Origin of the sequence: Cryobacterium sp. PH29-G1, from assembly GCF_030063365.1 — a bacterium.
Classification (GTDB): Bacteria; Actinomycetota; Actinomycetes; order Actinomycetales; family Microbacteriaceae; genus Cryobacterium.
Window position 1 is genome coordinate 1 of record NZ_JASISY010000018.1, and the last position, 23,703, is coordinate 23,703.

Annotated in this window: 19 protein-coding genes, 1 pseudogene and 1 riboswitch; of the genes and pseudogenes, 10 read left to right on the forward strand and 10 right to left on the reverse strand. The window is 62.6% G+C overall.

The annotated features are described in order from the left end of the window. The first annotated feature begins 437 nt into the window (after nt 1-437). Together QMK22_RS16275 and QMK22_RS16280 are read left to right on the forward strand one after the other, a co-directional pair. Complete coding sequence (locus tag QMK22_RS16275; RefSeq protein ID WP_283498699.1) at nt 438-1,361, forward strand: ABC transporter ATP-binding protein; 924 nt, start codon at nt 438-440, stop codon at nt 1,359-1,361. A 1-nt stretch (nt 1,362) separates the two neighbouring features. Then, entirely contained in the window at nt 1,363-2,601 is a 1,239-nt protein-coding gene (locus tag QMK22_RS16280; protein ID WP_283498700.1) for an ABC transporter permease, read from the forward strand. Nucleotides 2,602-2,683: 82 nt separating this feature from the next. Here the strand turns inward: QMK22_RS16280 and QMK22_RS16285 are convergent, their stop codons facing one another. From QMK22_RS16285 to QMK22_RS16305, 5 genes and pseudogenes are all read right to left on the reverse strand, one after another. Then, entirely contained in the window at nt 2,684-3,313 is a 630-nt protein-coding gene (locus QMK22_RS16285) for a hypothetical protein (protein ID WP_283498701.1), read from the reverse strand. A gap of 601 nt (nt 3,314-3,914) precedes the next feature. Further along, nucleotides 3,915-6,113 (reverse strand): NACHT domain-containing protein, encoded by a 2,199-nt coding sequence (locus QMK22_RS16290; RefSeq protein WP_283498702.1) that lies wholly within the window; start codon nt 6,111-6,113, stop codon nt 3,915-3,917. Between the two features lie 51 nt (nt 6,114-6,164). Then, nucleotides 6,165-6,599 (reverse strand): annotated as a pseudogene (locus QMK22_RS16295) (acyl-CoA dehydrogenase family protein); the annotation flags it as partial. 505 nt (nt 6,600-7,104) lie between these two features. Then, a complete protein-coding gene (locus QMK22_RS16300; protein ID WP_283498703.1) occupies nt 7,105-7,260 on the reverse strand; it encodes a hypothetical protein in 156 nt (51 codons plus the stop codon). 229 nt (nt 7,261-7,489) lie between these two features. Further along, nucleotides 7,490-8,176 carry a hypothetical protein gene (locus tag QMK22_RS16305; RefSeq protein WP_283498704.1) on the reverse strand — a complete coding sequence of 229 codons (687 nt, stop codon included), beginning with the start codon at nt 8,174-8,176 and terminating at the stop codon, nt 7,490-7,492. A 661-nt stretch (nt 8,177-8,837) separates the two neighbouring features. Here QMK22_RS16305 and QMK22_RS16310 point away from each other — a divergent pair. Further along, entirely contained in the window at nt 8,838-9,425 is a 588-nt protein-coding gene (locus tag QMK22_RS16310; RefSeq protein WP_283498705.1) for an SLATT domain-containing protein, read from the forward strand. A 2-nt stretch (nt 9,426-9,427) separates the two neighbouring features. Beyond that, nucleotides 9,428-10,738: a nucleotide-binding domain-containing protein gene (locus QMK22_RS16315; RefSeq protein ID WP_283498706.1), complete on the forward strand. Its 1,311-nt coding sequence runs from the start codon at nt 9,428-9,430 to the stop codon at nt 10,736-10,738. A 1,127-nt stretch (nt 10,739-11,865) separates the two neighbouring features. On the opposite strand, the gene QMK22_RS16320 is transcribed toward QMK22_RS16315, so the two are convergent. Together QMK22_RS16320 and QMK22_RS16325 are read right to left on the reverse strand one after the other, a co-directional pair. Continuing rightward, the gene (locus QMK22_RS16320) at nt 11,866-13,236 is read right to left on the reverse strand and encodes a HAMP domain-containing sensor histidine kinase (RefSeq protein ID WP_283498707.1); all 1,371 of its coding nucleotides are present in this window, start codon (nt 13,234-13,236) and stop codon (nt 11,866-11,868) included. Continuing rightward, nucleotides 13,233-13,922 (reverse strand): response regulator transcription factor, encoded by a 690-nt coding sequence (locus QMK22_RS16325; protein WP_283498708.1) that lies wholly within the window; start codon nt 13,920-13,922, stop codon nt 13,233-13,235. The genes QMK22_RS16320 and QMK22_RS16325 overlap by 4 nt, the downstream gene beginning before the upstream one ends. Before the next feature lie 138 nt (nt 13,923-14,060). Here QMK22_RS16325 and QMK22_RS16330 point away from each other — a divergent pair, with 138 nt between their 5' ends. Continuing rightward, nucleotides 14,061-14,774, forward strand: a complete 714-nt coding sequence (locus tag QMK22_RS16330) for a ferritin-like domain-containing protein (RefSeq protein WP_283498709.1) — start codon at nt 14,061-14,063, stop codon at nt 14,772-14,774. Nucleotides 14,775-14,809: 35 nt separating this feature from the next. Here QMK22_RS16330 and gdhA read toward each other — a convergent pair whose 3' ends face one another. Further along, on the reverse strand, nt 14,810-16,159 hold the full coding sequence (gdhA, locus tag QMK22_RS16335) for an NADP-specific glutamate dehydrogenase (protein ID WP_283498710.1): 1,350 nt from the start codon (nt 16,157-16,159) through the stop codon (nt 14,810-14,812). Between the two features lie 253 nt (nt 16,160-16,412). Further along, a riboswitch (TPP riboswitch) is annotated at nt 16,413-16,512 on the forward strand. Here gdhA and QMK22_RS16340 point away from each other — a divergent pair. After that, entirely contained in the window at nt 16,495-18,033 is a 1,539-nt protein-coding gene (locus tag QMK22_RS16340; protein WP_283498711.1) for a bifunctional hydroxymethylpyrimidine kinase/phosphomethylpyrimidine kinase, read from the forward strand. Its footprint overlaps the riboswitch before it by 18 nt. A gap of 34 nt (nt 18,034-18,067) precedes the next feature. Here the strand turns inward: QMK22_RS16340 and thiE are convergent, their stop codons facing one another. Then, nucleotides 18,068-18,712: a thiamine phosphate synthase gene (thiE, locus tag QMK22_RS16345; protein WP_283498712.1), complete on the reverse strand. Its 645-nt coding sequence runs from the start codon at nt 18,710-18,712 to the stop codon at nt 18,068-18,070. Between the two features lie 19 nt (nt 18,713-18,731). Between thiE and thiO the strand changes: the two genes are divergently transcribed. From thiO to moeB, 4 genes are all read left to right on the forward strand, one after another. Then, nucleotides 18,732-20,024, forward strand: a complete 1,293-nt coding sequence (gene thiO / locus QMK22_RS16350; protein ID WP_502857908.1) for a glycine oxidase ThiO — start codon at nt 18,732-18,734, stop codon at nt 20,022-20,024. Then, entirely contained in the window at nt 20,021-20,275 is a 255-nt protein-coding gene (thiS, locus tag QMK22_RS16355; RefSeq protein WP_283498713.1) for a sulfur carrier protein ThiS, read from the forward strand. Before thiO ends, thiS begins: the two co-directional genes overlap by 4 nt. Before the next feature lie 65 nt (nt 20,276-20,340). Beyond that, nucleotides 20,341-21,060 carry a thiazole synthase gene (locus QMK22_RS16360; protein ID WP_283498758.1) on the forward strand — a complete coding sequence of 240 codons (720 nt, stop codon included), beginning with the start codon at nt 20,341-20,343 and terminating at the stop codon, nt 21,058-21,060. Nucleotides 21,061-21,065: 5 nt separating this feature from the next. Then, complete coding sequence (moeB, locus tag QMK22_RS16365; RefSeq protein WP_283498759.1) at nt 21,066-22,223, forward strand: molybdopterin-synthase adenylyltransferase MoeB; 1,158 nt, start codon at nt 21,066-21,068, stop codon at nt 22,221-22,223. Between the two features lie 11 nt (nt 22,224-22,234). Here moeB and QMK22_RS16370 read toward each other — a convergent pair whose 3' ends face one another. Continuing rightward, nucleotides 22,235-23,698: an amidase gene (locus QMK22_RS16370; protein ID WP_283498714.1), complete on the reverse strand. Its 1,464-nt coding sequence runs from the start codon at nt 23,696-23,698 to the stop codon at nt 22,235-22,237. Between the last annotated feature and the right edge of the window lie 5 nt (nt 23,699-23,703).

Sequence of the window (23,703 nt, forward strand, 5' to 3'; positions counted from 1 at the left end):
CCTCATACTGGCGGGCATCGCCGTGCTCGCCGGGATCGTCGCCGTCCGGTCGTGGAAGACACTGGCATCACCGAAAGAGCTCCGTGAGACGCTCGCGTCGCCGTCGTCGACTTCCCGCTAAGCCTTCGGTTTGCGGGCCCGGTTCTGTGATTGGAGCAGCCATCGATGGCTAGTCGACCGGGTTCACCCAGCTACAGTTCGCTCCTGACGCATAAGGGTTCCGCATACGGGCGGCGTTCTACGCGAGGCTGTCCGGCATTCGCTCCGGGGAGGTACCTGAGCTTGGCTGCACCTGAATCGCGGACGTGTCGACCATTTCGATCCAATGTTGTCGGGTATCGTCAGCAGCCCGGAGTGCAAATGCCGGTGCGACTACGTCCGCCTTGGCCAACTCGGGCGACGATGAGGCGGCGGGACCTCCTCGATAGAGTGTGGGCATGGCGCCCCACAATGAACCCCTCGTCCATATTCAGAACTTCCGCATGGATTTCGGGAGTACCACGGTCGTAGAGGATCTTTCGTTTGACGTGCGGCGGGGCGAGACTTTCGGATTTTTGGGGTCTAACGGTTCAGGAAAGACGACCACGCTTCGAGCGCTGCTAGGAATTTATGCTCCTACCGCGGGCATTCTCCACGTGGACGGCCGGCCGTTCACGCCGGAGGCCGGCAGCCGCCTGGGGTATCTGCCGGAGGAACGCGGACTGTACAAGAAAGAATCTGTCCTCACCGTGATGACCTACTTCGGCCAGCTCAAGGGCCTCAGCAAGAAGGCCGCATCGGCCTGGTCGTCAAACTACCTGGAGCGGGTCGGGCTCGGCGACCACGCGAAATCGCGGGTCGACAAGCTCTCCGGCGGGCAGCAGCAGAAAGTTCAGCTCGGAGTGACGATCATGAACGATCCGGAATTGCTGATCCTGGATGAGCCGACCAAAGGCTTCGACCCGGTCAATCGCCGCCTGCTGATGGACATCATCGAGGAGCAGAAACGCGCCGGGGCCACGGTGCTGATGGTCACCCACCAGATGGAAGAAGTCGAGCGACTCTGCGACCGCGTCATCCTCCTCAAGGACGGCCGCGCCGAGGCGTACGGGACGATTTCCGAGGTGCAAAACCAGTACGGCGGAACCATGATCCGGGTCAGCTACTCGGGTGAAATCCCAGCGTCGCCGCACTACGAGATCAGCACTCGTGACCGCAACTATGCCGAACTCACCCTGACGGACACTGTCGACGAGGCGCTGATCCTGCGTGATCTGGTCCAGGCCGGGGTCCTGGTGCGTAGCTTCACCACCAGCAAACTCTCCCTGGAGGAGATCTTCGTCACGGTCTATGGTGCGCAGAACGAAATGGTGGGTGCCTGAGATGGGCCAGCACAACCTGCGCACCGTCCTCGCGTTCGAAGTAACCCGCACACTGGGCAAGAAACGCTTCTGGTTCATTACCCTGCTGGTGCCCATCGCGATCGGCATCGTCTTGGCCCTCGTGGTTTTGGGGAACATGACGGCAGCTGACACGGCCGCACGTCAAGCGGACGCCAAACTGGCCTTCACCTACAGCGATGCGTCCGGATATGTGGACCCTGCCGTGGCCACCGAGCTGGGTGGCACCGCTGTCACCGACGACACAGCCGCGATTGCCGCAGTGAAATCCGGGACGGAAGAGGCCCACTTTGTGTACCCGGTCGATCCAGCCGAGACCCCGGTTCACGTGTACGGCGTCGACAAAGGACTGTTTGGAAATGAGGCATACAACGGCCTCGCCACGCAAGTATTGATCACCAGCGCTCAAGATCGTATCGGAGACCCCGCCCTCACGGCCTTGGCGCAAGGCAACGTGCCCATCACCGCGACGACCTACACCGACGGTGTTGAAGCGGCTGGGTTCTTGGGCATGATCCCGCCGCTGATCTTTGTCGTGATCTTCTTCCTGGTCTTCACTCTGCTCTCCAACCAGATGCTCACCAGCACGCTGGAGGAGAAAGAGAACCGGGTGACGGAGATGATCCTGACGACGTTGAACCCCACCGTGTTGATCAGCGGTAAGGTCATCTCCCTTTTCGTCGTTGGATTCGTTCAAGTCCTCGTGTTCCTGCTGCCGGTCCTGGTCGCGTATGTGTTCTTCCGCTCATCGTTGAACATTCCGGAGTTGGACGTGTCGAGTTTGACGATTGAGCCAAGACAGATGATCGTCGGAGCACTCCTAGCCATCGGCGGGTTCGCCTTGTTCACGGGCACCCTCGTCGCCATCGGTGCCGTGATGCCGACTGCGAAAGATGCCGGCAGCTGGTTCTCCGGACTGATCGTGCTCATGATCGTCCCGCTCTACGCGCTGTCATTAGTCCTGTCAGACCCGCACAGTCCCGTCGTTCAGATCTTCACGTACTTCCCGTACTCGGCACCGATCACCGCGATGCTGCGCAACGCGTTCGGCTCCCTCGCCGGCTGGGAAGCGGCCATCGTCATCATCGAACTCTTCCTCCTCGCCGCGCTCGTACTGCAAGTCGCCGCACGCCTCTTCCGATACGGATCCATCTCCTACACCAGCAAGGTCTCCTTCAAGACGGTCTTCGCACGACCCACGGGGAGCGCCACCCGCAAGTAACCCGCGGCGTGATCAATTAGACTTGCGTGCCCTTCCGGTCCCGCAAAGTCGCCTGGGCCGCGGCGCGCGTCACCCAGGATGGCTAACCCAGGTCGAGTGCGTCGACCGCCACCGCCCATGGGTAGGCCTGGATCGCTTCCTCGAACGTAGGACCTGCGCTTTGGCCGGGAAGAGCCTCAATCTCCATGCTCACCAGCAGGACAGCGCACATATCGGTCGCGGGGTCGATGAGGAAATCCAGATGTACAGACTGGCCGTCGATGGTCCCGAACACCACCGAGCTGAACGCGCCCGTGGGCTTTGACATCGCACGCACAAACTCAGCGCCGATCAGCGCGAGCTCGACGTTGACGAGCTGAACCAAGGGTTCCGTGCCGAGCGCCGAAATCGCGCTTGCACGAGGTGACTCAGCGACGACAGCAGCACCAGCCGCGCCGTCAGCCGCACGCTCAACAGCAGAGGCCCACACCCACACTCGATGGATGCCGCGATCTTCCCACTCGACGTAGACAGCGCGCTGCGTCCAAGCCAGGGCCACACCGCGCACACGCTCGGCAACGGCGGGGTATCTCACCCAAGCCAGCACCTGAGTGGGGCCCTTCGCCACGGTAACGGGGAGCTCACCCAGCTCATCCGGCGTGAGGCTGAACGGCCGCGGCACGAACTCGTTGCGGTAGTCGGGTTCAACCTGAACTAACTGCTCTCTCGACATCGCGCTTACTTGCTCTCTAGCTCGCGGGGCACCTGGAAATGAGCCGACGTTGATTCCGCAGCGTCACGTGTGCGGAGTGCGAGGTCGGAAAGCATGAGCCAATTATCTGCCATCGGACGGCGGCCAGGATGGGGGATGCTCCAACCGAGAATTGCCTGAGCAAGGCAGATAGTGAAAATCACGAAGCTCTTCGGGTGTCAGGTTCAACCTCGTCAAGACCCGGTGGCCGGAAACCTTCATGGTCGAGAACGGCGAGGGTGTCGCCGCACAGCCAATCAACTCCACCACTGTGATGCGGGTGTCTCACAACCGTCGATTGGGTCCAAAAACAGAGCGCTTGGTTTCAATACATAGTTGCGAGGCTCACCAACCCTATGAATCCAGCTATCTGAATCAAGCACGGGGATCGGCGGGGAGACGCCCCATAACCATAGGGATACAAGACACGTCAACGGAAGCTTTCTCCGATGGGCGACCTGAGGGGTGGCGACAAAGACGAGTCCCAACTTTGAGCAACCCTCTTTCTGGACGCGGAGTCGACGCCCTCCGTGTTCACAACTCTCGTCGGCCTCGCCAGGTTGCGGCGAAACTGGAAGGAGAGCTAACCCGCGAGGAGCCATAACGGGTCAATCGACTGCTTCTGCTCAGAAACTATTAGCCCCATTCGCTTCATGTGGCGACGCTCGGGAATGTACAGCCACCCGTCATTCCCCTTCACCTTGCGAACCATACGTTCTTGTTCCATGTAGCGAAGAGCACCGTCGGCGGACGCTTTTACCCAGTAAGCCTCGGTTCCTCGCAGAAGAGCCTCCTCTCGGCGCCCCGACCCGGGCTGGAAAAACAACTTCTTTATGAGCGCAAGCAAGGTCTTTTGCGAGTCGCTCAGATTGAGAGTGCTGATACGAGACGAAGAAAGGGCAGAGTCGTATTCTTCGACCTGGCACTTCGGTCCGAAGCTCGGCGGAAGCTTGCCTTGCGAACTGACTCCTTCGACCCGGTCCATTACGCAATTATCAATAAACACGTTTTCAAGCCTCGCGTTTTCAATGGATAGATGCGCTACGTGAATGTTGGTGAGGGAAAGGTTTCTGACGGTCACGTCGACGAAGAAAAGTTCGCTAATCTCGCCGTCGTCAAGACTCAACTTTTCGAAGTCAACAAGTTCGTCGCCCGTCATAAGTCGTGCTGCGACGTAATCGGACCCCGCCTGGTTATTCCCATGTGCCAGACACTGCCTCACATATTTCAGAGGGGACTGGTCTCGAGCTAGGCGACGCGCCCATATGCGAAGTCCGAAGTCGTCAAGTGGTTGCAGCCAGGCTTCACGGGTAGCGTCGACGTTTTTGGTCGAGAAAGTTTGCTCTATTGCCAAGCCGCGGAGTCCGCTCCTCGCGTAGGGATCAATGAAGCTGCGATCAGAACTCTCTGCCCCCACTCGGCCAAGGTATGGCAACCGCTGTAACAGAATGGCCGATTCATCGATCGGCGCGTAACCGGTGATGGAATAAAAGGCCTCGTTGATCATGGGCAGGGTGAGGCGCTCGGCTTGCGCAGGCTGAGTACGGGATTGCTGTGCCAAATGCAAGAGGACGCTCTTGACGGTGTCTGCGTCGATTGACGGATTAATTCGAGTTTCGCGACGGCAGACAGCGTCGACCACCTGCTCGAAGAACTCCAACTCGCCATAGGCGTTCACCTTCAGCGCCTCGATCTCATCGATATCTAGACCCACGAGAAGCTGGCAAACGAGAGGCTTCCGGGGCATCCAATCAGGGATGAAAGAGGATGCGGAATGGGCTTTGATGTATTCCGCTGCTTCAGCCTCTGTGAACTCATCTGGGCACCGAAGAACCACAGCCCTGTCGTCAAGCCCCAAGCAGTCCAGCATCTCTTTATCCGTACTGAAGTAATGCTCTCGCCCAGTGATTAGAATGCCAGCTCCACCGCTTGCCTCAACAGCATCCCGCACTCCTTCGAGGCTTTTGCGCCTCACCTCGGCCAGCATCGCACTGTTTCCGGACCACGACTGAGAGCCAATCTCATCGAACCCATCGAGTAGCACGGGGTGATTGCCGTGACGAATACTTTTTACTAGGTTGTCGGCGAAGTCGGACAGACCCAGGCCATCGAGATGGTTACGAAGCATGTGATCTAGGCGCTTGTACCCCCAGTTGTCGCGCAGATTTATGGCTACAGCGGCAAAAGCATCCGTCGAATCTGAAAGCGCTGCGAAGGTCTCCTTGATGCACCGAGACTTACCGGTTCCGAATTCACCCAGGAGAATGATGCGCTGCTTCTTCTTGAGAGCCGAGGCGATGTCGTCTACGAGATATTTCTTACCCTTGGAGTCGACGTAGGAGATGACAGTGTACGGGGTCTGATCAGAGACTCCCGTCTGAGGAACGACCGCGCTCCCAAAGGGCATCGACGACCGTTCATGGGTGTACTGCTTCGAGGCCAGGAACTTTGAAGCGAACGTCTCGAGTGTGTGAAATTCGATGCCGGCAGCGTCTGCCGTGACCGTAATAGAAGGATGCTTGTCCTGCGAAGTCACAAAATACGTCTCGGCGTATTTTCCCTGAGACATGAGGGCTGACTTCATGGCGACCAACTTTGAAACGTCTTCTCGCAACTTAGCGAGGTCGTCTCGGACGGATATCTCGATCAGAACGAGATAGTCCTTCCGTACATGGATAACGCCATCGCATTGGACACCCGCGATCATCTCGCTCTTACACGGTGATGACCACACGGTCTCCGCGATCGTGCGCACCTGCTCTTCAACGTTTGTCCAGCTCAAGCCGTCCCCCATCTTTCTCCGTCTAACGGAAGACTAGGGCAGGGCCCGGTCCTAGGAGAACTCGGCCAAGTCGGTCAGTGCCCGGCCGACCACGAGCTGGTGAATCTCATTGGTGCCCTCGTAGGTGCTCACGGACTCGAGGTTGGCCATGTGCCGCATCACCGGAGAGCCGCTGGTGACGCCGTCGCCGCCTAGGATGACCCTGGCCTCCCGGGCGATCTGGATGGGCTCCCGCACGCTGTTGAGCTTGCCGACGCTGATCTGCGCCGGGGTGAGAGCGCCCAGCTCCTTGAGGCTTCCGAGGTGCAGCGCCAGCAGCACCCCCTTCTCGTACTCCACGAACATGTCGGCCAGTTTCGCCTGGATGAGCTGGGTGGCACCGATCGGCTTGCCGAACACCTCGCGCGTCCTCGAGCGCGAGATGGCGGCGTCGAGGCAGCTCCGGGCTGCGCCCATGGCACCCCAGACGATGCCGAAACGGGCCTCGTAACTAGGGGGCATCGCCCAAAGAAGTGTCTCGTAACCTAAGTGCCTCAAAACCCATCAGATACAAGACACTGGCCTCGCTCGAAAGACGTCGGCAATCAGCTCGATGCACGGACGAGCGTTCATCTATTGCCGCTACATAGCGCCAACCACATCCGCACTTCAACGATTTGTTCAGAAAGGTAGGCGTCCGGAAATCACGGACCCCGCGACATCGATTATGACGTCTCGGCCGGCCGCAAGCAGTCCATCGCGCAGCGCGACCAACTTGCCCCGCTGAGGTGACCCCTCCGGCGCAGCATCAACCAACGCGGTCAGAGCAGCTTCGAGACGGTCCGCTGCCAATTCGGGGCTCGGCCACTGACCCGCGGCCTCTAGGCCAGCTGGAAAGATACCTCGCACCATGTAGTCACGGCCGTCGTATGTGCTTGTGTTTAGCAGCTCGAGATGGCGGTGCTCAAGGTTCTTGAGCGCCAGAACCACATCGCGGTGTGAAAGTCCCAAGTCAGCCGCGATTATATCGGCGTCGACAAAGTCCCAAGTCAGCCGCGATTATATCGGCGTCGACAAAGTCCTGATCCTCGAGCAGCCGCGCGGCCGCGACAAGCACGGGCAAATCGCGGCTGTTCCACTTGTCACCGAGGCGCTTGAGTTCATCCACGGGCCAAGACTAACGGTTTCGTCCTTACCGATCGCGGCAAGCCGAGCCGCTGTCGACGAGCAACTAGAAATCCCTCAGCACGATGAATACCGCGACCACGGATCCTGGCCGGCTGGCCGGTCTCGAAGGTAGCTCGGCCGTCCGTTGGACCACAGCGGAGGACAACACATGTGACGCCGGGTCGCCTTGAACGCCTGATAGCCGAACCTTCAGCCGCGTCTGGGGTCGGTCAAAGAACGAGCTGCGTAATCAGTGCTGATGCAGCCGCGCCTGCTCCGGCCGTCACGGCAGAGTGGAGCACTCCCCTCATAGTCGCAAGTGCCTTCTTGATCAGAGAAAGGTCGGGGTTCGGCTCAACGATGGCAGTGAGGACCGCCGTTCCGGCTTCCTGAGCTGCGCTCCTCTCATCTGGGTCAAGATCCTGCCTCTGTTCCATCAAGCTGAGGGCATCCTCGACGGAACGGGCCAAGACCTCGAACCCTGCAGTAACCGCAAAATGTTGGGTGATAGAGCCGTTGTCGAGTGCTACGTTGACGTGGCTGCCTGAAACGATGACGGCGTTCCCATGGATGATTTGACTGGCTTGCTGACCTCTGGCCCGGGCAGGAGTGTCGCTGTATGAGGCGACGATGTGGCTCATCCCACCACCAAATGAACCAGGCGCTTCGTTGATCTTCACCTTGAAGATGTGAACCGTACGCCTGCCGCCGCGCGGGTCGGCCAGCTCCATTGCGTCACCTTCATAGACAGGCGCGTCGACATCAAAGTAGGCTTTGCTGCCCTGCACTTGCGACTCAAGCTCGGTTCGCTGTTCTTCGGCGGTACCGTGCGCGTGGATGACAATAACTTCTTGGGTGCCGAAGGTTCGCCCGATGTTCTGTATGAATGAACCGGTGCCCCTGCCATTGAGTGCCATTTGTGCTCCCCCTATTTGTTGCTTTGAGCATAGTTGTAAGGGCGCGTCGCAAACCGATGTGCCCGCTTTGCACAAGCGGACCCAGAACGTGCGGCCGCACACCGGGAGGACATCGGCGCCCTTGTCGACCGTGCAGTCTCCGTCACCCGTCCGGAAGTGATTCGCGCTCGGGTGAGCTTTTCGCAACATGCACTCGATACTCGCGAGTCTCGAATCCCTAGGGTTTCGAGACGCCGACACCGGTTCGGTGAGTGCCAGAAGTCAATATTCCTGCGCGCGCGGCCGCCCGTCAGGATTCGGGCGCATGGCCCCCAGGCAGGGATCCTTTCCTCGTTGCCCATCGCCGTCAGCTTTAGCAAGACTTCGATATGCGCCCGGTCTGGCTTCTGTCCTTTGCAGTGAGAGCGAGTGAATTCCGCACATGGGAATCGATTACGGTTTTGTCAAGTTGACCTGCTTGCTGAGAACAGAGTCACTGACTCCCAACGAGTTTCGGATTGCCGAAAAGTCCACGGTGGATCCCTTCATCGAATACGGCCACCGCCATTCTGGCTCAAAGACGTGCTGTTCGTTCCATGATGTCGGAGGTCACCGCCATACTCAGACCGGGGGCATTCGCTGGATGTGTGTGCTTCGACTGTTCAAGAGCGATCGGAGCGAAATGATCAACGATGACGCCGGCCGAGACCGGTATCTGCTTGCCCAGGGGCGTGAGGCCTTCGGGCGCGTGGCGTACACCCATAAGACCCACGAGAAGCAAGCGGACATCTGCTTAACCAAGCATCGCTGGCAGCAGGGCGTGCTCATCGCGCTGACCGCGGTCAGCTCCGGCACGTTCCTGGTCGCCGCGGTGAGTCAGCTCGCCAGCACAACCACGACCAGCCTCATCACCGCCAGCGTCGCTGTACTGGTGACTTGGGTGACGCTTGGGGCCAAGACGTTCCGGTTCCACGAGGAGGCCGAGGCGCACCGAGACATCGCGTCGCGACTGTGGAACGTGCGCGAGTCCTACGTCTCGCTCATCGCCGACCTGATGTCCGGTGAGATCGCGGACGTTGATGCCCGGGCTCGCCGCGACGAGCTGCAGGAGACCACCCGCGCGGTCTACTCGTTCGCGCCGCGGACCACACCTAAGGCGTACGGCCGCGCTCAGAACGGCCTGAAGTTCAACGAGGAGCTGACGTTCTCCTCCCGCGAGCTCGACCTCCTGCTCCCCGCGGCGTTGCGGCTTAACGAAGGCGAGGTCTGAGGATGGACACATCCGAGATCTTCGACGGGTTGCTGGCGAACCTCAAAGTGGGGGAGAAAGTCGCGACGATCCGAGCCCGCCGTGACGAGATCACCAAAGCCCTGAATAAGGACTTCCGAGGCAAGGACGCCTGCGTCGACTACAAACTGATGATCGGCTCGTTCGGACGGCACACAGCGATCAAGTCCATCTCCGACCTAGATATGATCTTCATCCTGGCGCCGGGGCTGCGCGACGGGTTCGCCGACGCCAACGGCCCTCGCCGGGTGCTGGAGCGCGTGCGCAACGTGCTCACGGCGCGGTACAAGAACACCGATATCCGGGTCGACCAGTGCGTTGTACGCGTGCAGTTCGCGTCCGACGCGTTCAAGTTTGAGGTTCAGCCTGTGTTCGAGAACCCCGACGGCAGCTTCGACTACCCAGACACCAAGGCCGACGGCTGGAAGACCACCAAGCCGCGCGCGGAGATTGCCGCGACGAAAGAGTGCAATGACCGAACCTCGACGAATATGCGTCACCTTGCCCGGATGGCCCGGGCCTGGAAGAACGCGAACGGCGTGAATCTCGGCGGCCTGGTTATCGACACTCTGGTCTACAGTTTCTTCACGCAAACCGACGACTACGATTCCGCGAACACCGCATCGTTTGACCTGATGTCCCGGGACTTCTTTGCGTTCCTCATGGACCAGCCGGAGAAAGACTATTACCTGGCGCTCGGTAGCCGGCAGCGCGTCTACGTCAAGGCCAAGTTCCAGGCCAAGGCGAAGAAGGCTTACAAGCGCTGTGCCTCTGCGATCGAGAACGAGGGCAAGACCGCGTCGGTCAAGAAGTGGCGCGAGGTCTTTGGCACCAGCGTGCCGCTGACGGTTAGCGAGGCCGTTCTCAAGGCCTCGGCTAGCGGTTTGCAGACGGGCACCGAGGAGTTTATCGAGGATCAGTACCCGGTCGACATTACCGAGAGTGTGTCCATCGACTGCGAGGTCACACAAAATGGCTGGCGACCGCTGTGGCTGCGCGCGATGGGGCGTGTTGGAGTCCCGCTCAATGCTGGCAAGCACCTGAAGTTCCAGGTCGCAAGCTGCACGGTGTCCGAGCCGTACACGCTGAAGTGGAAGGTGCTCAACCAAGGCCCGGAGGCGGAGCGTCGCGACGTGATCCGCGGCGACATCATCGACTCAACACAGCCCGGCATCCGCAAAGAGAGCTCGATCTTCCGCGGGGAGCACATTGTGGAGTGTTACGCCATTAAGGACGGAATGGTGGTTGCTCGAGACCGCATCGACGTGCCGATCACCACAACCGCAGACGTTTGAACCAGACCGAGCACGTCGGAGCCTGCCCCGACGAGCTCGCCCCGGGCAGTGCAAGGTTATGGTGCCGGATCTCGGGCGTTCCGAGTCTCTCCACGCAGCGCTCGAATGTGTATCGTTGCTTTCTTTCTCCTGATGCATGGGTTGGAAGACGGCCAGGCTCGCGGCCTTGCCGCCGGCCGAGAAGCGCCGAGGCGATTCGGTGGTTGATGATCAAGGCGTCTACCGGCGTCTACCGGCGTGAACGCCGGGAGGTATTGACCGCTATTGTCGCGGGCAGACTCTTGGCAACATTTTGGCAACAGTTGAATGAAATTGCTCTGGTTTCAGACTCGCTCAAATGATTGGAAAAACGCCCAATCACGCGGATCTGAGGCCGGATCCGCCGTCTCATTGAGTGCGCATTAGGGTTCAAATCTCACCGGTACGTACCTGTGGTGCTTGGGGCCATCGATGGGTCTGTTTATTGGACTTATGGCTCATAATCATGTGCCTCGCGATTGACTTTCGTCGCCGCGAATTCGAGTGCTCGATGGCGGCGACGGAACTTCGACTGTGGGTCATCAGCAGTGATAGGGATGTATGGCAGAGCGTTCATTTCTGAAACCCCGCAGAAACCCCGCAGAAACCCCGCAGATTGAAACTCGCGTGGCGGTAAGAGCGTGATCACTTACCCAGTGTTTTATTGGGACCGATGACTGTATGAGGCCTCCTTGACCCGGCTGAGTCTGGTTCACGATAATCGTGGTGTCGCGGGTTCAATTCCCGCTCCCGCTACACGGTATTCATCGAAATAGCCCCGGACTTCTGCGGAAGTCCGGGGCTTTTTTGCATACGCCGAGCCGTGAGTCTTGAGCGATTTCTGCGGCAAAAATGGTCTGAACCTCACCGCTCGACGCGCGAAACTCACGGTTCGGTGAGCGGCATTCGCACGCGGGAATCCCACTTCTGAAAACGTGCCGGGGAATTGTCCATAGCTCCATCCAACACGATCGGAACAGGCGTCCGAGGCCGTGGCGCGGCTCCTGCCCGTGCGACAGAAGCGGATGGCCGGGCCCGGTCATCACCACAGTGTCGACACTCCTACGCCCGTCCGATGGACTGTGGCCGTGGTTCGGGGAGCCTTGTTCTCACCGCACCGAGCTGGAAACAGCCGGCAACCGGACCGTTATCGTGGTGCCCTCACCCGGCGGAGACACGGCCTCGATGGTTCCCCCATGGTTCCTGACTGTTTCACGAACCAGGGCCAGGCCGATACCAGAACCGGCAATCTGTTCCGCTGCTCGTCCTCGCCACAGTCGCTCAAAGATGTGGGGGAGTTCGTCGGGTGGGATTCCAGGACCGGTGTCGGCGACCGTGAGTACCGCCTGACCTTCACTGACCGACACGGTCAGTGTGACGCCGTCTCCCGGTCGACAAAATCGCACCGCGTTGGCCAGCAGGTTGCCCACGGCCTGGTGCAACCGGTCGGCGTCCGCCCGCACGAAGACGGGCGCAGCAGCATTAACCGTGAGCTGGATCTCCGCGGCCCGCAACTGAGATTCACGCAGTACCGATTCGTCGCGCACGATCTCGACCAGATCGACTGATTCCAGATGCACAGACTGTCCCGCGGTCTCCGCCGCCGAGAGCTCGGCCAGGTCGGCCACCACTCGACCAAGCCGAAGAGACTGGTCGTGCAGGCCGGCGAGCCCTTCCGGCGTGGGGGAGATCAGCCCGTCACGGAGCTCCTCCAATCCAGCCTGCAGCGCTGCCAGGGGCGTGCGCAGCTCGTGGGCAACGTCGGCGGTGAGATTGCGGCGGACGAGATCGGAACGAACAACCGAATCGGCCATGCCGTTGAACGCTCGAGCGAGTTCGCCGAGCTCCCCGGGGTTGCGCCCCGCGACGCGAGTCTCTCGGTTTCCGGCCGTGAACGAGCGTGCCGTGTTCGTCATGGCACGGATCGGGCGGACCAGGCGCCTCGACACCAGCCAGCTTGCGCCGACCGCTACAGCGAGGGCGACGGCCGCCGCCACGCCGATCCAACTCCAGACCACACCAAGCACTCGGGCTCCGCCGTTGCCGCCAAAGTTCATTTGTACTTGTCCGACAGCCGTTCCATCCACCAGGATCGGCACGGTGACAGCGTTCTGAATCCCGCCGCCGCCCGCAGCCACGCGCGGTTGGGCGGAGGTGGTACGGCCGCCACCACGCGCTAGAACGGTATCGCCGCCGGCATCCACCACGGCGAGGTGGGCTGATGCCGCCTCACCAGTGGCGACAACCCGGGTCAGATCCGCCTCATCCCACCCCCCTGCTTCTCGGTAGGCGTCAGCGGCGGCCACCGCCGCGACGTTCGCGATGCGCACGCGGTCGTCGAGCTGCGCTACCTGAACGCCCCGATCGACGCCGATGAGGGCAGCTCCAGACAGAACTAAAACCGAAGAAACCGCGACCAGCACGAAGGCCAGCAGGAGACGCCGCCCGAGGGCCCCCAGCCCGGGACCAATGGACGTCATGGCGTCTCATCCCGAAGCAGCCCCAGTCGGTATCCGACACCGAGCACGGTCTCCACGACGTCTGCGCCAGCGACCCCGAGCTTGCGTCTGAGATTCTTCACATGCGAGTCGATCGTGCGCTCATAGCCCGCGTACTCGTAGCCGCGAACCTGATTCACCAGTTCGTAGCGTGAATACACCCGCCCCGGCGCTCTAGCTACCGCGGCCAGGAGGCCCCACTCCGTGGGCGTCAGGTCGAGTAGCGCGCCGTCCAGCCAGGCTCGGTGTGCGCCTTCGTCAATGCTCAGCCGGCGGTTGCCATACGTGACCGGGCCGCTCGGCGTGGGGTGCCCGCTGTAACGGTGAAGCACCGCCTGCACCCGAAGTACCACCTCGGCGGGGCTGAATGGTTTGGTCACGTAGTCGTCGGCTCCGAGTTCGAGACCGTGAATACGGTCTTCGGTGGTGCTGCGTGCGGTCAGCACGATGACCGGAAGTACGCCGCCCTGATGAATCTCCCGCAGGATGTCCGTGCCGTCGATATCGGGCAGACCGAGATCGAGAATGACCAGATCGGCCGAGGGCAGCAGTCGGAGGGCTTCGGCACCCGACGCCGTGGTGAGTATCGAGAACCCGGCCCGCTCCAAGTAACGCCGGAGCACGTCTCGAATATCGCGTTCGTCCTCAACTACCAAGACCGTGGGCATAACTTCACCCTAGCCAACGGACGCCACTGTGGAGCGGCGGCGTCAGATCTCCACGCGGTCTCCACACGGTGGGCAGAACCCCTCCACGGCGGTGGGGCACCGTGTAGTTGGAAAGAACCCCAATCAAAGGAGAACATCATGCGAAGGTCAACCACCGTAACCGCGGTTATTGCTGGCGGGGCTGTTGTAACGGCCCTCATTGCCACACCGAGTCTCGCCCTCGCGAGCACGAACGACGTCACCGCAGATACCCGATCAAGTGTGAGTTCCAGTGCCCCCTACGCCCGGTCGCTCGGTCAGCCGACCGACCGGTCAAATCGAGCGGGGATGCGTCAGGCTGGTGGCGACGGGGCAGGTGCGCGTCGGGGTGCTGCACGCGGTGCCGGCAAAAGCTCGGCCGATGGCCTCACGAACGTGGCCAGCGGAACGGTGAGCGCGGAGCAAACATCCGTTCTCACTGAGATGGCCGCCGAAGAGAAACTGGCGCACGACCTCTACATTGCCTTTGATGGGATGTACGACGAAACGGTCTTCAGCCGAATCGCCAATTCAGAAACGAAGCATCTCAGTTCCGTTCGGGTGCTTTTGGAGCGCTACGACGTCGCGGATACGACCCTCGGCCTGACGGTTGGTGTGTTCCCGACTGAAGCCACGCAAAACCTCTATGACACATTGCTGGCTCAAGGTTCAGCCAGTCTGGACGCCGCGAAGGAGGTCGCCCGAACGGTCGAAGAGACCGATATCGCCGACCTCACCGCCGCCGCTGTCGGAGTCACCGCTCCCGACGTGCTCGCCGTCTACGCAAACCTGCTGACCGCCTCTCAGCACCACCTCGTCGCGTTCGGTGGCTAACCCGAGTCGACCTGAGCTGGGCGAGCGACCGAGCCCTAGATGACTCCGAGGGCGAGCATGGAGTCAGCGACCCGTGTGAAGCCGGAGATGTTGGCACCCGCCACGTAATTTCCGGGAGAACCGTATTCGTCGGCTGTCTCCAGGCAGCGATCGTGGATGCTGCGCATGATCTCGGCGAGGCGGTTCTGCGTGTAGTCGAATGTCCACGTGTCGCGGGAAGCGTTCTGCTGCATCTCCAGCGCGCTGGTCGCGACGCCGCCCGCGTTGACCGCTTTGGCCGGCGCGAATCTAACGTTCGCGTCGGCGAGGGTGCGAATGGCGTCTGGGGTGACGGGCATGTTGGCGCCTTCGGCGACGATGCAGCATCCGTTGCGGATGAGCGTTGCGACGCCGATCGAATCGAGTTCGTTCTGCGTCGCGCAGGGCAGGGCAATGTCACACGGTACGTCCCAAATCGACCCATCCGACACGAACGAGGCCTGATTGCCGCGCGCAACGGCATAATCGGAGACGCGACCCCGCTGAACGTTCTTGACCTCTTTGAGGAGCTCCAGGTCGATTCCGGCCGGATCGTGCACGTAGCCGGCAGAATCGGAGCATGCCACGACGATGCCGCCGAGCTGGTGCACCTTCTCAATTGCGTAGATCGCAACATTGCCCGACCCGGACACGACGACCTTCTTGCCATCCAGGCTGTCCTGTTCGGTTCTCAGCATCTCGTTGACGAAGAATGCGGTGCCGTAGCCGGTGGCTTCTGTGCGCACCTGTGCTCCGCCCCAGCTGAGGCCCTTGCCGGTGAGTGTGCCGGATTCGTAGCGGTTGGTGATTCTTTTGTACTGACCAAACATGTAGCCGAGCTCACGCCCGCCAACGCCGATGTCGCCGGCTGGGACGTCCGTGTATTCACCGATGTGACGGTACAGCTCGGTCATGAAGGACTGGCAGAAGCGCATCACCTCGGCGTCGGTGCGTCCCTTCGGATCGAAGTCGGAACCGCCCTTGCCGCCGCCGATCGGCAGGCCGGTCAGGGCATTCTTGAAGATCTGCTCGAACCCGAGGAACTTGACGATTCCCAGATACACGCTGGGGTGAAAGCGCAGTCCGCCCTTGTACGGACCGAGTGCAGAGCTGAACTCCACCCGGAAGCCTCGATTGACTTCGATCTTTCCGCTGTCGGTCACCCACGGCACACGAAAGATAATTTGTCGTTCCGGCTCGCACAGACGCCGGATTACCGCAGAATCGGCGTATTGCGGATGCTTCGATACGACCGGACCCAAGCTCTCAAGTACTTCACGCACGGCTTGGTGAAACTCGGTTTCACCGGGGTTGCGGCTCAGGACTTCTTCGAAGATGGGCACCAGCCGCTCATCGAGAACGGGCATAGGGGATCTCCTTCATCGTTGATGGCCGAAGACCCGGGTTCGCAAGTGCGATGGTGGTCGGCACTTCCACCGTATCGGCTCCTGACCGGCCCTCCGCTCACGAGGTGGCGTGAGCGGATCGGAAGAAACGCGCTGCGGCCATCGGGATGCTCGCGACCGGCCGGATTGTGACTGCGACGGTGACGGCGTGAAAAGTGCCCGAAAGCGGCCGTGGGCTGAGACGAGTTTTATCGGGGCGCTACCTATAGGCTTGGTTCCTGACACGGGGTGCCGCATACAGTTTGCGCGCTGAGATCAATACCCGTTGAACCTGTCTAGTTAGCACTAGCGAAGGAATGTCACCGATGATCAATCGAACCTCCAACCACCCTCTGCGGCAGACGCCGCGAATTCTCAGTATCGCCGGCACCGATCCGACCGGCGGAGCCGGAATCCAGGCCGACCTGAAGAGCATCGCGGCCAACGGCGGCTACGGAATGGCGGTGGTGAGCGCCCTGGTCGCGCAGAACACGCTCGGGGTGCGCTCGGTGCACATCCCGCCGGTGGAGTTTTTGCGCCAGCAATTGCACGCCGTGAGCGAGGATGTGGTCATCGATGCCGTCAAGATCGGCATGCTCGCCAATCTCGATGTGATCACCACGGTGCGGAGTTGGCTTGAAGAATGTCGGCCGCCCCTGGTCGTGCTCGACCCGGTGATGGTCGCCACGAGCGGTGACCGGTTGCTCGAGCCCGCAGCCGAGCAGGCGTTACGTGACCTGATCGTTCTCGTGGATCTCGTCACGCCCAACCTGCCCGAGCTTGCCGTTCTGCTCGCCGAGCGACCGGCGGCCGACTGGGCGGCGGCCATCGAGCAGGGAAAACGATTGTCAGCCCGCACCGGAGTGACCGTGCTGGTCAAGGGCGGGCACTTCAACGACAGCGACTGCCCGGATGCCCTGGTCGATACCCACGGACGACTCGCGCCGGGTGTTATCGAATTCACGGCGCCGCGCATTGCCACCACGAATACCCACGGCACCGGGTGCTCGCTCTCGTCGGCGCTGGCCACCGTGCAAGCGAGAACCGGAAACTGGGCGCAAACCCTCGCCGAGGCCAAAGATTGGCTTCAGGATGCCGTGGCCCACGCCGACGAGCTCGAGGTCGGCCACGGAAACGGTCCGATCCACCATTTTCATCGACTGTTCTCTGATGGGGCAGCCGCGCCCGCGCCCGGTGTTGCGCCGACGTTTAGCTCGACCCTGTGGCGAGACGTCGAGCTGATTCGTCGGCAGATCTTTGACCTTCCGTTCATCACTGATCTGGGCAGCGGCGCGCTGGCGCACGAAGATTTCTCCTACTACCTCGCGCAGGATGCGCTCTATCTGGCCACCTACGCGAGTGTTCTCGCTCGTGCCAGTGAACTCGCCCCGACCGAGAGCGCGCAACGCTTTCTAGCCGATTCCGCCACGCAGTGCCGTGACGTTGAGCTGGAATTGCATCGAACCTGGCTGCACCAGCAACCAGAGCCGCACGAGGCTGGCCCGGCGACGACGGGCTATCTCGATCACCTGCTCGCCGTGAGCGAGGCCGGGAACTTCGCCGTGCTTCTCGCTGCAATATTGCCCTGCTTCTGGTTGTATGCCGATGTCGGTGACCGGCTGCACGCCGAGTTTCGGTCGCGCCCCGACGGGGCGGAGCATCCGTATGCCGCCTGGCTCGAAACTTACTCGGATGACGATTTCGCCGCGGCCACGAGGCGGGCGATCGCCCTCACTGACGACGCGGCGGCGACGGCTTCGGAATCGGAACGCGTGGCGATGCGCCAGGCGTTTGCGGCCTCGTCACGGTTCGAACTCGACTTTTTCGACGCCCCGCGACAGCTTGCGCGGGTGTGAGGTGATGGTGTGGAACGAGCTGCGGTGGGCGCGACTAGCCGAGCGGGGGCAGGCTGGCCAGCAGCCGCTGCGCGGCATCCGTCGGGTCGTCGGCGTCGGTGATCGCCCGCACCACAACCACCCGGGTCGCTCCGGCCTCGACGACCTGATCGATGGTGCCGAGGTCGATGCCACCAATGGCGAACCAGGGCCGAGGGTGGGCGGCTGCCGTGCTGCGTGCGGCGGCATAGCTCAGCAGGTGCGTTCCGACGGCTGCTCGACCGGGTTTCGTCGGCGTTGCCCAGACCGGGCCGACACAAAAGTAGTCGAGGGCTTCGACGGCCAGTGCAGCATTCACTTGCTCGGTGGTGTGCGTGGACAGCCCAATCAGTGCACTCGCACCGAGCAGTTTGCGCGCCGAGGCCGTCGGCAGATCCGTCTGGCCGACATGAAAGACCGGCGCGCCCGCGAGGCCGGCGATATCGGCCCGATCGTTGACCGCCCAGAGTCGGGCGTGACGTTCGGCGACCGAGTGCAGAATCTCGAGGTAGTCCAGTTCCTCGGCGGCGTCGATGTGCTTATCGCGCAGCTGGATGATGTCGACCCCGCCGGCAAACGCCGCATTTACGAAGTCTGCGAAATCGCCACGATCCTTTCTGGCATCGGTGCAGAGATACAGCCGGGCGGTCATCTGGTCCATTCGACCAACCCTAAAGGGCATGGGCCGCGGCGCGCTCCAGCACCCCGGCACGGCGGGAACGGTGTCCATTATGAGTGAGCGGGGCGTGCCCCGCACGGTTGATGTCGCCGTCATCGGCGGGGGCATCGTGGGACTCGGCATCGCTTGGGCGGTTGCGCGCTCGGGCCGCAGCGTGGTGGTCATCGACCCCGATCCGGCCGGAGGCGCAACGTTTGCGGCCGCCGGAATGCTCGCCGCAGTAAGCGAACTGCACTATCAGGAGGAGGGTCTGCTGGAGCTGATGCTCGCCTCCGCGGCGCTGTATCCGGCCTTCATCGAATCGCTCGGACCGGATTCGAGCACAACCGGCTACCGGCGCACCAGAACCCTCAACGTCGGTGCCGATTCGTCCGACCGGCAAGCCCTCGCCGACCTGCGTGGCGTGCAACTGGCCAACGGGCTGCAGGCCCCGCCGCTGACCATCGGCGAAGCCCGGGCGCTGGAGCCGCTGCTGAGCCCCCGCATCGCCGGTGCATTCGTCGCCCCGCAGGATCATCAGGTTGACCCGCGCCGGCTGGCCGAGCGGCTACAGCTCGCTCTGGCCGCGCTCGCCGGTGGCGCACGCGCTGCCGTGGTGCGGGTGAACGCCCGCGGATTGCTGCACGAAAATTGCGCGGATGCCTCATCGCGCGTCACCGGTGTGGCCCTGGACGGTGGGGCGACGGTGAAGGCCAGCGAGGTGATTGTGGCCAATGGGCTCGGGGCAGCCGGGCTGGGCGGCCTGCCCGAGGGGCTGAGCCTGCCCCTTCGCCCGGTCTACGGGGACGTTCTCCGATTGCGGGTGCCCGAGCATCTTCGGCCGCTACTCACCTGCACGGTTCGCGGTTTGGTGCACGGTGTGCCGGTCTATCTGGTTCCGCGCACCGACGGAACGCTCGTGATCGGTGCCACGCAACGTGAGGATGGTTGCGGCACGGTATCGGCCGGCGGTGTATACCAGCTGTTGCGTGACGCCCAGGTGCTGCTGCCCGCGGTCAGCGAACTTGAGCTGCTCGAGATGACCGCTCGGGCTCGTCCGGGAACGCCCGACAACGCGCCGCTGCTGGGTCGGGTCGGTCGCACCGGTGCGCAGGGTGACACCGACGACATTCCGGGCCTCATCATTGCCACCGGGTTCTTTCGCCATGGGGTGTTGCTCACGCCGGTCGCGGCCGAGTACTGCCTTCAGCTCATCGAGGGGACTGCCAACGACCGGTGGCGACGGTTTCGGCCGGATCGTTTCTCAGCAAGCCACCCGCCCGCATCCGCTTTACCCCAAGGAGTCCACTCGTGACCGAAGCCTTGACCACCACGATCACCGTCAACGGTCAGCACCGAACCGTGTCGCCGGGCAGTACGGTGACCGACCTCGTGACGGAGATCACCGGACGGCCCATCGCCGAAGACGGCCGGGCCACCGACGGCAGCCGTCTCGGCGTGGCCGTTGCACGAAACGCCGAGGTCGTTCCCCGCAGCCAGTGGTGGTGCACCGGGCTGCGCCACGGTGATGACATCGAAATTGTCACCGCGGTCCAGGGAGGTTGACCGTGCCTTTCACGAACGCTGACAGCCTGATCATCGACGGGGTGGAGCTGACCTCGCGCCTGATCATGGGCACCGGTGGCGCCCCGAGTCTCGACGGCCTGGGCTCTGCGCTGCGTGCCTCCGGAACCGAGCTCACCACCGTTGCCATGCGGCGCCACAACGTGGCAACCACCGGCTCGCTCTTCGACCTTTTGGTAGAGAATTCCATCCGGGTGTTGCCCAATACAGCGGGGTGTTTCACCGCGCGAGAAGCCGTCATGACCGCCGAGCTGGCCCGGGAAGCCCTCGAGACCGACTGGATCAAGCTGGAGGTCATCGCGGATGAGCAGACTCTGCTGCCCGATGCGGTCGAGCTGGTCACGGCCACGGAACAGCTCGTGGCGCGGGGGTTCAAAGTGTTCGCCTACACGAATGACGACCCCGTGCTCGCGTTGCGGCTCGAGCACCTGGGAGCCGTCGCCGTGATGCCGTTGGGGGCGCCGATCGGCACCGGGCTGGGCATTCTCAATCCGCACAATATCGAGCTGATCGTTGCTCGCGCTGCCATTCCCGTGGTGCTGGATGCGGGAATCGGTACGGCTTCTGACGCCGCGCTGGCCATGGAACTGGGCTGCGATGCCGTGCTGCTGGCCACCGCGGTGACGCGCGCGCAAGACCCGGTTCGCATGGCTGACGCCTTCAGGCATGCCGTGCTCGCCGGCCGGCAGGCCGCGCAGGCCGGCCGCATTCCCCGGCGTGCCCTCGCCCAGGCTTCATCGACAATGGCCGGACGGCCCGACCTGTGAAGCGGATGCCCGGGCTGGCAGCACTGGTCGAACCGGGCGACGACCTTAGTGCCGCCGAACGCGAGCGATACTCGCGCCACATCCTCATTCCCGAAATCGGGATGCTGGGCCAGCGCCGATTAAGGAACGCGCGCGTGCTCGTGATCGGCGCTGGCGGTCTCGGTTCGCCGGTTCTGCTCTACCTTGCGGCGGCCGGAGTGGGAACGCTCGGCATCGTCGACCATGACGCCGTGGACCTGAGCAACCTGCAGCGCCAGATCATTCATGGCGTCACGGGTCTCGGTCGTTCGAAGTTGGAGTCGGCTGCCGCAGCGGTCGCTGAACTCAATCCTCTGGTCACCGTGCACCAACACGATGCCTGGCTGTCTGCCGACAACGCCCTGGAGCTGTTTGCCCAGTACGACCTGATCATTGACGGAGCCGACAATTTCGCCACACGGTATTTGGTCAGCGACGCCGCCGCGATGCTGGACAAGCCCTGCGTCTGGGGATCCATTTTGCGCTTCGACGGGCAGGTCAGCGTGTTCTGGAACCTGCACGGTCCCACCTACCGCGACCTGTATCCCGAAGCTCCCCCGGCCGGTTCCGTGCCCGGTTGCGGCGAGGGCGGAGTCTTCGGCATGCTCTGCGGAACGATCGGCGCGACAATGGTGGCCGAAGCCGTAAAACTGATCACCGGGGTCGGGCGCACCCTGCTGGGCCGGGTCGTGCTGTTCAACGCCCTCGACGCGTCGTGGCGCGAGATGGCGATTGCGCGCGACCCCGCCACCGACCCGGTCACCGAGCTCATCGACTACGACCTCTTCTGCGGAACATCAAATCCGGGCGCTGATGATGTTTCCGTGCAGGAACTCGCCGCCATGCTCGCGGGCCGAGCGCGGGGCGAGAACGACTTCGACCTCGTGGATGTTCGAGAACCCGAGGAATACGAGATCGTGCATATTGCCGGGGCCCGGCTCGTTCCGCTGGGCGGCATCTTCTCGGGGCAGGCGCTGTCGACTCTCGCTCGACACCGCGATATTGTCGTGCACTGCAAGGCTGGTCCCCGCTCCGCTGCGGTTCTCGCCGAGCTGGAGCGTCGCGGCTACGACCGGGTTCGCCAGTTGACCGGTGGCATCCTGGCCTGGGTGCAGGAGATTGAGCCCACACTTCCGACGTACTAGGCCCGCGCGGTTCAGCCGCCGATCTGCGCGTAACGGTGAGCCCAGGGACGCACCAGTTCGACGGCGGCACCAACGCGAAAGACCGTATCGTCAGCAAAGGGATGCCCGACGATCTGCACCCCGGTCGGGATGCCGCAGTCGGCCATGCCACTGGGCACGGCGAGTACCGGGCAGCGGTTGGCGATGTTGAACGGCACCGTCATGTGCGCCTGCCAGTAGTGCTCGAGGCGCTCGCCGCCGGCCGCAATGCCGTCGAGATAATGGCCATCGGCCTGAAGTGCCGCGACCGCCGAGGTGGGGCAGATGAGGGCATCGAACCCGGTCATCACCGCGGCGAGCTCGCCCTGCATGCGGGTTTCGATGCTGAGACCGTCGAGAAAGCGGTTGCCGGCCGCGGCCGCGCGGGCATCCGCCATGAACTGCACCGTATAGGCGGCGAGTTCACTGTCGGCCCCGCGGGTTTCATCTTCCATTGCCGGGCCCAATATGTTGCCGAAGTGGGTGAACGACACTCGGTGAATCTCGGCCGAGGTCCACGGCAGTTCGACCTCTTCGACGATCGCGCCGGCGCTGTGCAGGGCCGCGGCGACCGCGCGGGTATTGGCCTCCACGTCGGGATCGACGCGGTAATCACCCAGGCGAATGCACAGGGCGATGCGCAGGCCCGCAACCGACGCCCACACTCCGGGCAGCGGCCTCGCCCCGGCCAGCGAAGCATGATCACCCGAATGCTGGCCGACCATGACATTGGCGAGCAGGGCGGCATCGGCTACCGTGCGGGCCATCGGACCGTCGCCGCGATAATGGTCGGCGGAGAGCGGGGCAACGCCCGGAACGCGCCCGTACGGAGCCTTGAATCCAACGGTTCCGGTGAACGCCGCAGGCAACCGGGTTGACCCGGCAATGTCCGAGCCCGTCGCGAGCGGCGCAAAACCGGCAGCGAGGGCAGCGCCTGAGCCGCCCGACGAGCCGCCCGGTGAGAGCTCAAGGTTGAACGGATTGCGCGTGACCCCCCAGAGCGGCGAATGTGTCACCGTGGCGCAGCAGAATTCGGGCGTCGTGGTGCGGGCGTGCACGATGCCGCCGGCCAAGCGGATGCGGCTGATCACCGGATGATCGGCGCTCGCCAGTACCGCACGCTGATTGATGAGCCCATTGCTGAGCACATGCCCGGCGAGCGAATGCTTCTCCTTGGCCGCGACGGGCAGGCCCAGCAGCGGAGCGACGGGTGTGCCCGCTCGATACTGCCGCTCGGCGTCCCTGGCCGATTCCCGTGCCTCGTCCACCAGCTGCTCGGTCAGCGCGTTGACCTGCGGGTTGACCGCGTCAATCCGAACGAGAACGGCCTCGAGCAGGTCGACCGGCGACAGCTCGCGCGATCGAAACAGATCAAGCGCCTCGCTCGCGCCGAGGTAGTGCAGGTCGGTACCGGTGCTGCTGGATCGGATGGTCGGGGAATCGGTGCGGCTGATCATGACCG

Bases quoted from the DNA above. Each gene is read 5' to 3' on its own strand.
- QMK22_RS16275 (WP_283498699.1), top strand. From the start codon at position 438: ATGGCGCCCCACAATGAACCCCTCGTCCATATTCAGAACTTCCGCATG.
- QMK22_RS16280 (WP_283498700.1), top strand. From the start codon at position 1,363: ATGGGCCAGCACAACCTGCGCACCGTCCTCGCGTTCGAAGTAACCCGC.
- QMK22_RS16285 (WP_283498701.1), bottom strand. From the start codon at position 3,313: ATGTCGAGAGAGCAGTTAGTTCAGGTTGAACCCGACTACCGCAACGAG.
- QMK22_RS16305 (WP_283498704.1), bottom strand. From the start codon at position 8,176: ATGGCACTCAATGGCAGGGGCACCGGTTCATTCATACAGAACATCGGG.
- QMK22_RS16310 (WP_283498705.1), top strand. From the start codon at position 8,838: ATGATCAACGATGACGCCGGCCGAGACCGGTATCTGCTTGCCCAGGGG.
- QMK22_RS16315 (WP_283498706.1), top strand. From the start codon at position 9,428: ATGGACACATCCGAGATCTTCGACGGGTTGCTGGCGAACCTCAAAGTG.
- QMK22_RS16320 (WP_283498707.1), bottom strand. From the start codon at position 13,236: ATGACGTCCATTGGTCCCGGGCTGGGGGCCCTCGGGCGGCGTCTCCTG.
- QMK22_RS16325 (WP_283498708.1), bottom strand. From the start codon at position 13,922: ATGCCCACGGTCTTGGTAGTTGAGGACGAACGCGATATTCGAGACGTG.
- QMK22_RS16330 (WP_283498709.1), top strand. From the start codon at position 14,061: ATGCGAAGGTCAACCACCGTAACCGCGGTTATTGCTGGCGGGGCTGTT.
- gdhA (WP_283498710.1), bottom strand. From the start codon at position 16,159: ATGCCCGTTCTCGATGAGCGGCTGGTGCCCATCTTCGAAGAAGTCCTG.
- QMK22_RS16340 (WP_283498711.1), top strand. From the start codon at position 16,495: ATGTCACCGATGATCAATCGAACCTCCAACCACCCTCTGCGGCAGACG.
- thiE (WP_283498712.1), bottom strand. From the start codon at position 18,712: ATGGACCAGATGACCGCCCGGCTGTATCTCTGCACCGATGCCAGAAAG.
- thiO (WP_502857908.1), top strand. From the start codon at position 18,732: ATGGGCCGCGGCGCGCTCCAGCACCCCGGCACGGCGGGAACGGTGTCC.
- QMK22_RS16360 (WP_283498758.1), top strand. From the start codon at position 20,341: ATGGGCACCGGTGGCGCCCCGAGTCTCGACGGCCTGGGCTCTGCGCTG.
- moeB (WP_283498759.1), top strand. From the start codon at position 21,066: ATGCCCGGGCTGGCAGCACTGGTCGAACCGGGCGACGACCTTAGTGCC.
- QMK22_RS16370 (WP_283498714.1), bottom strand. From the start codon at position 23,698: ATGATCAGCCGCACCGATTCCCCGACCATCCGATCCAGCAGCACCGGT.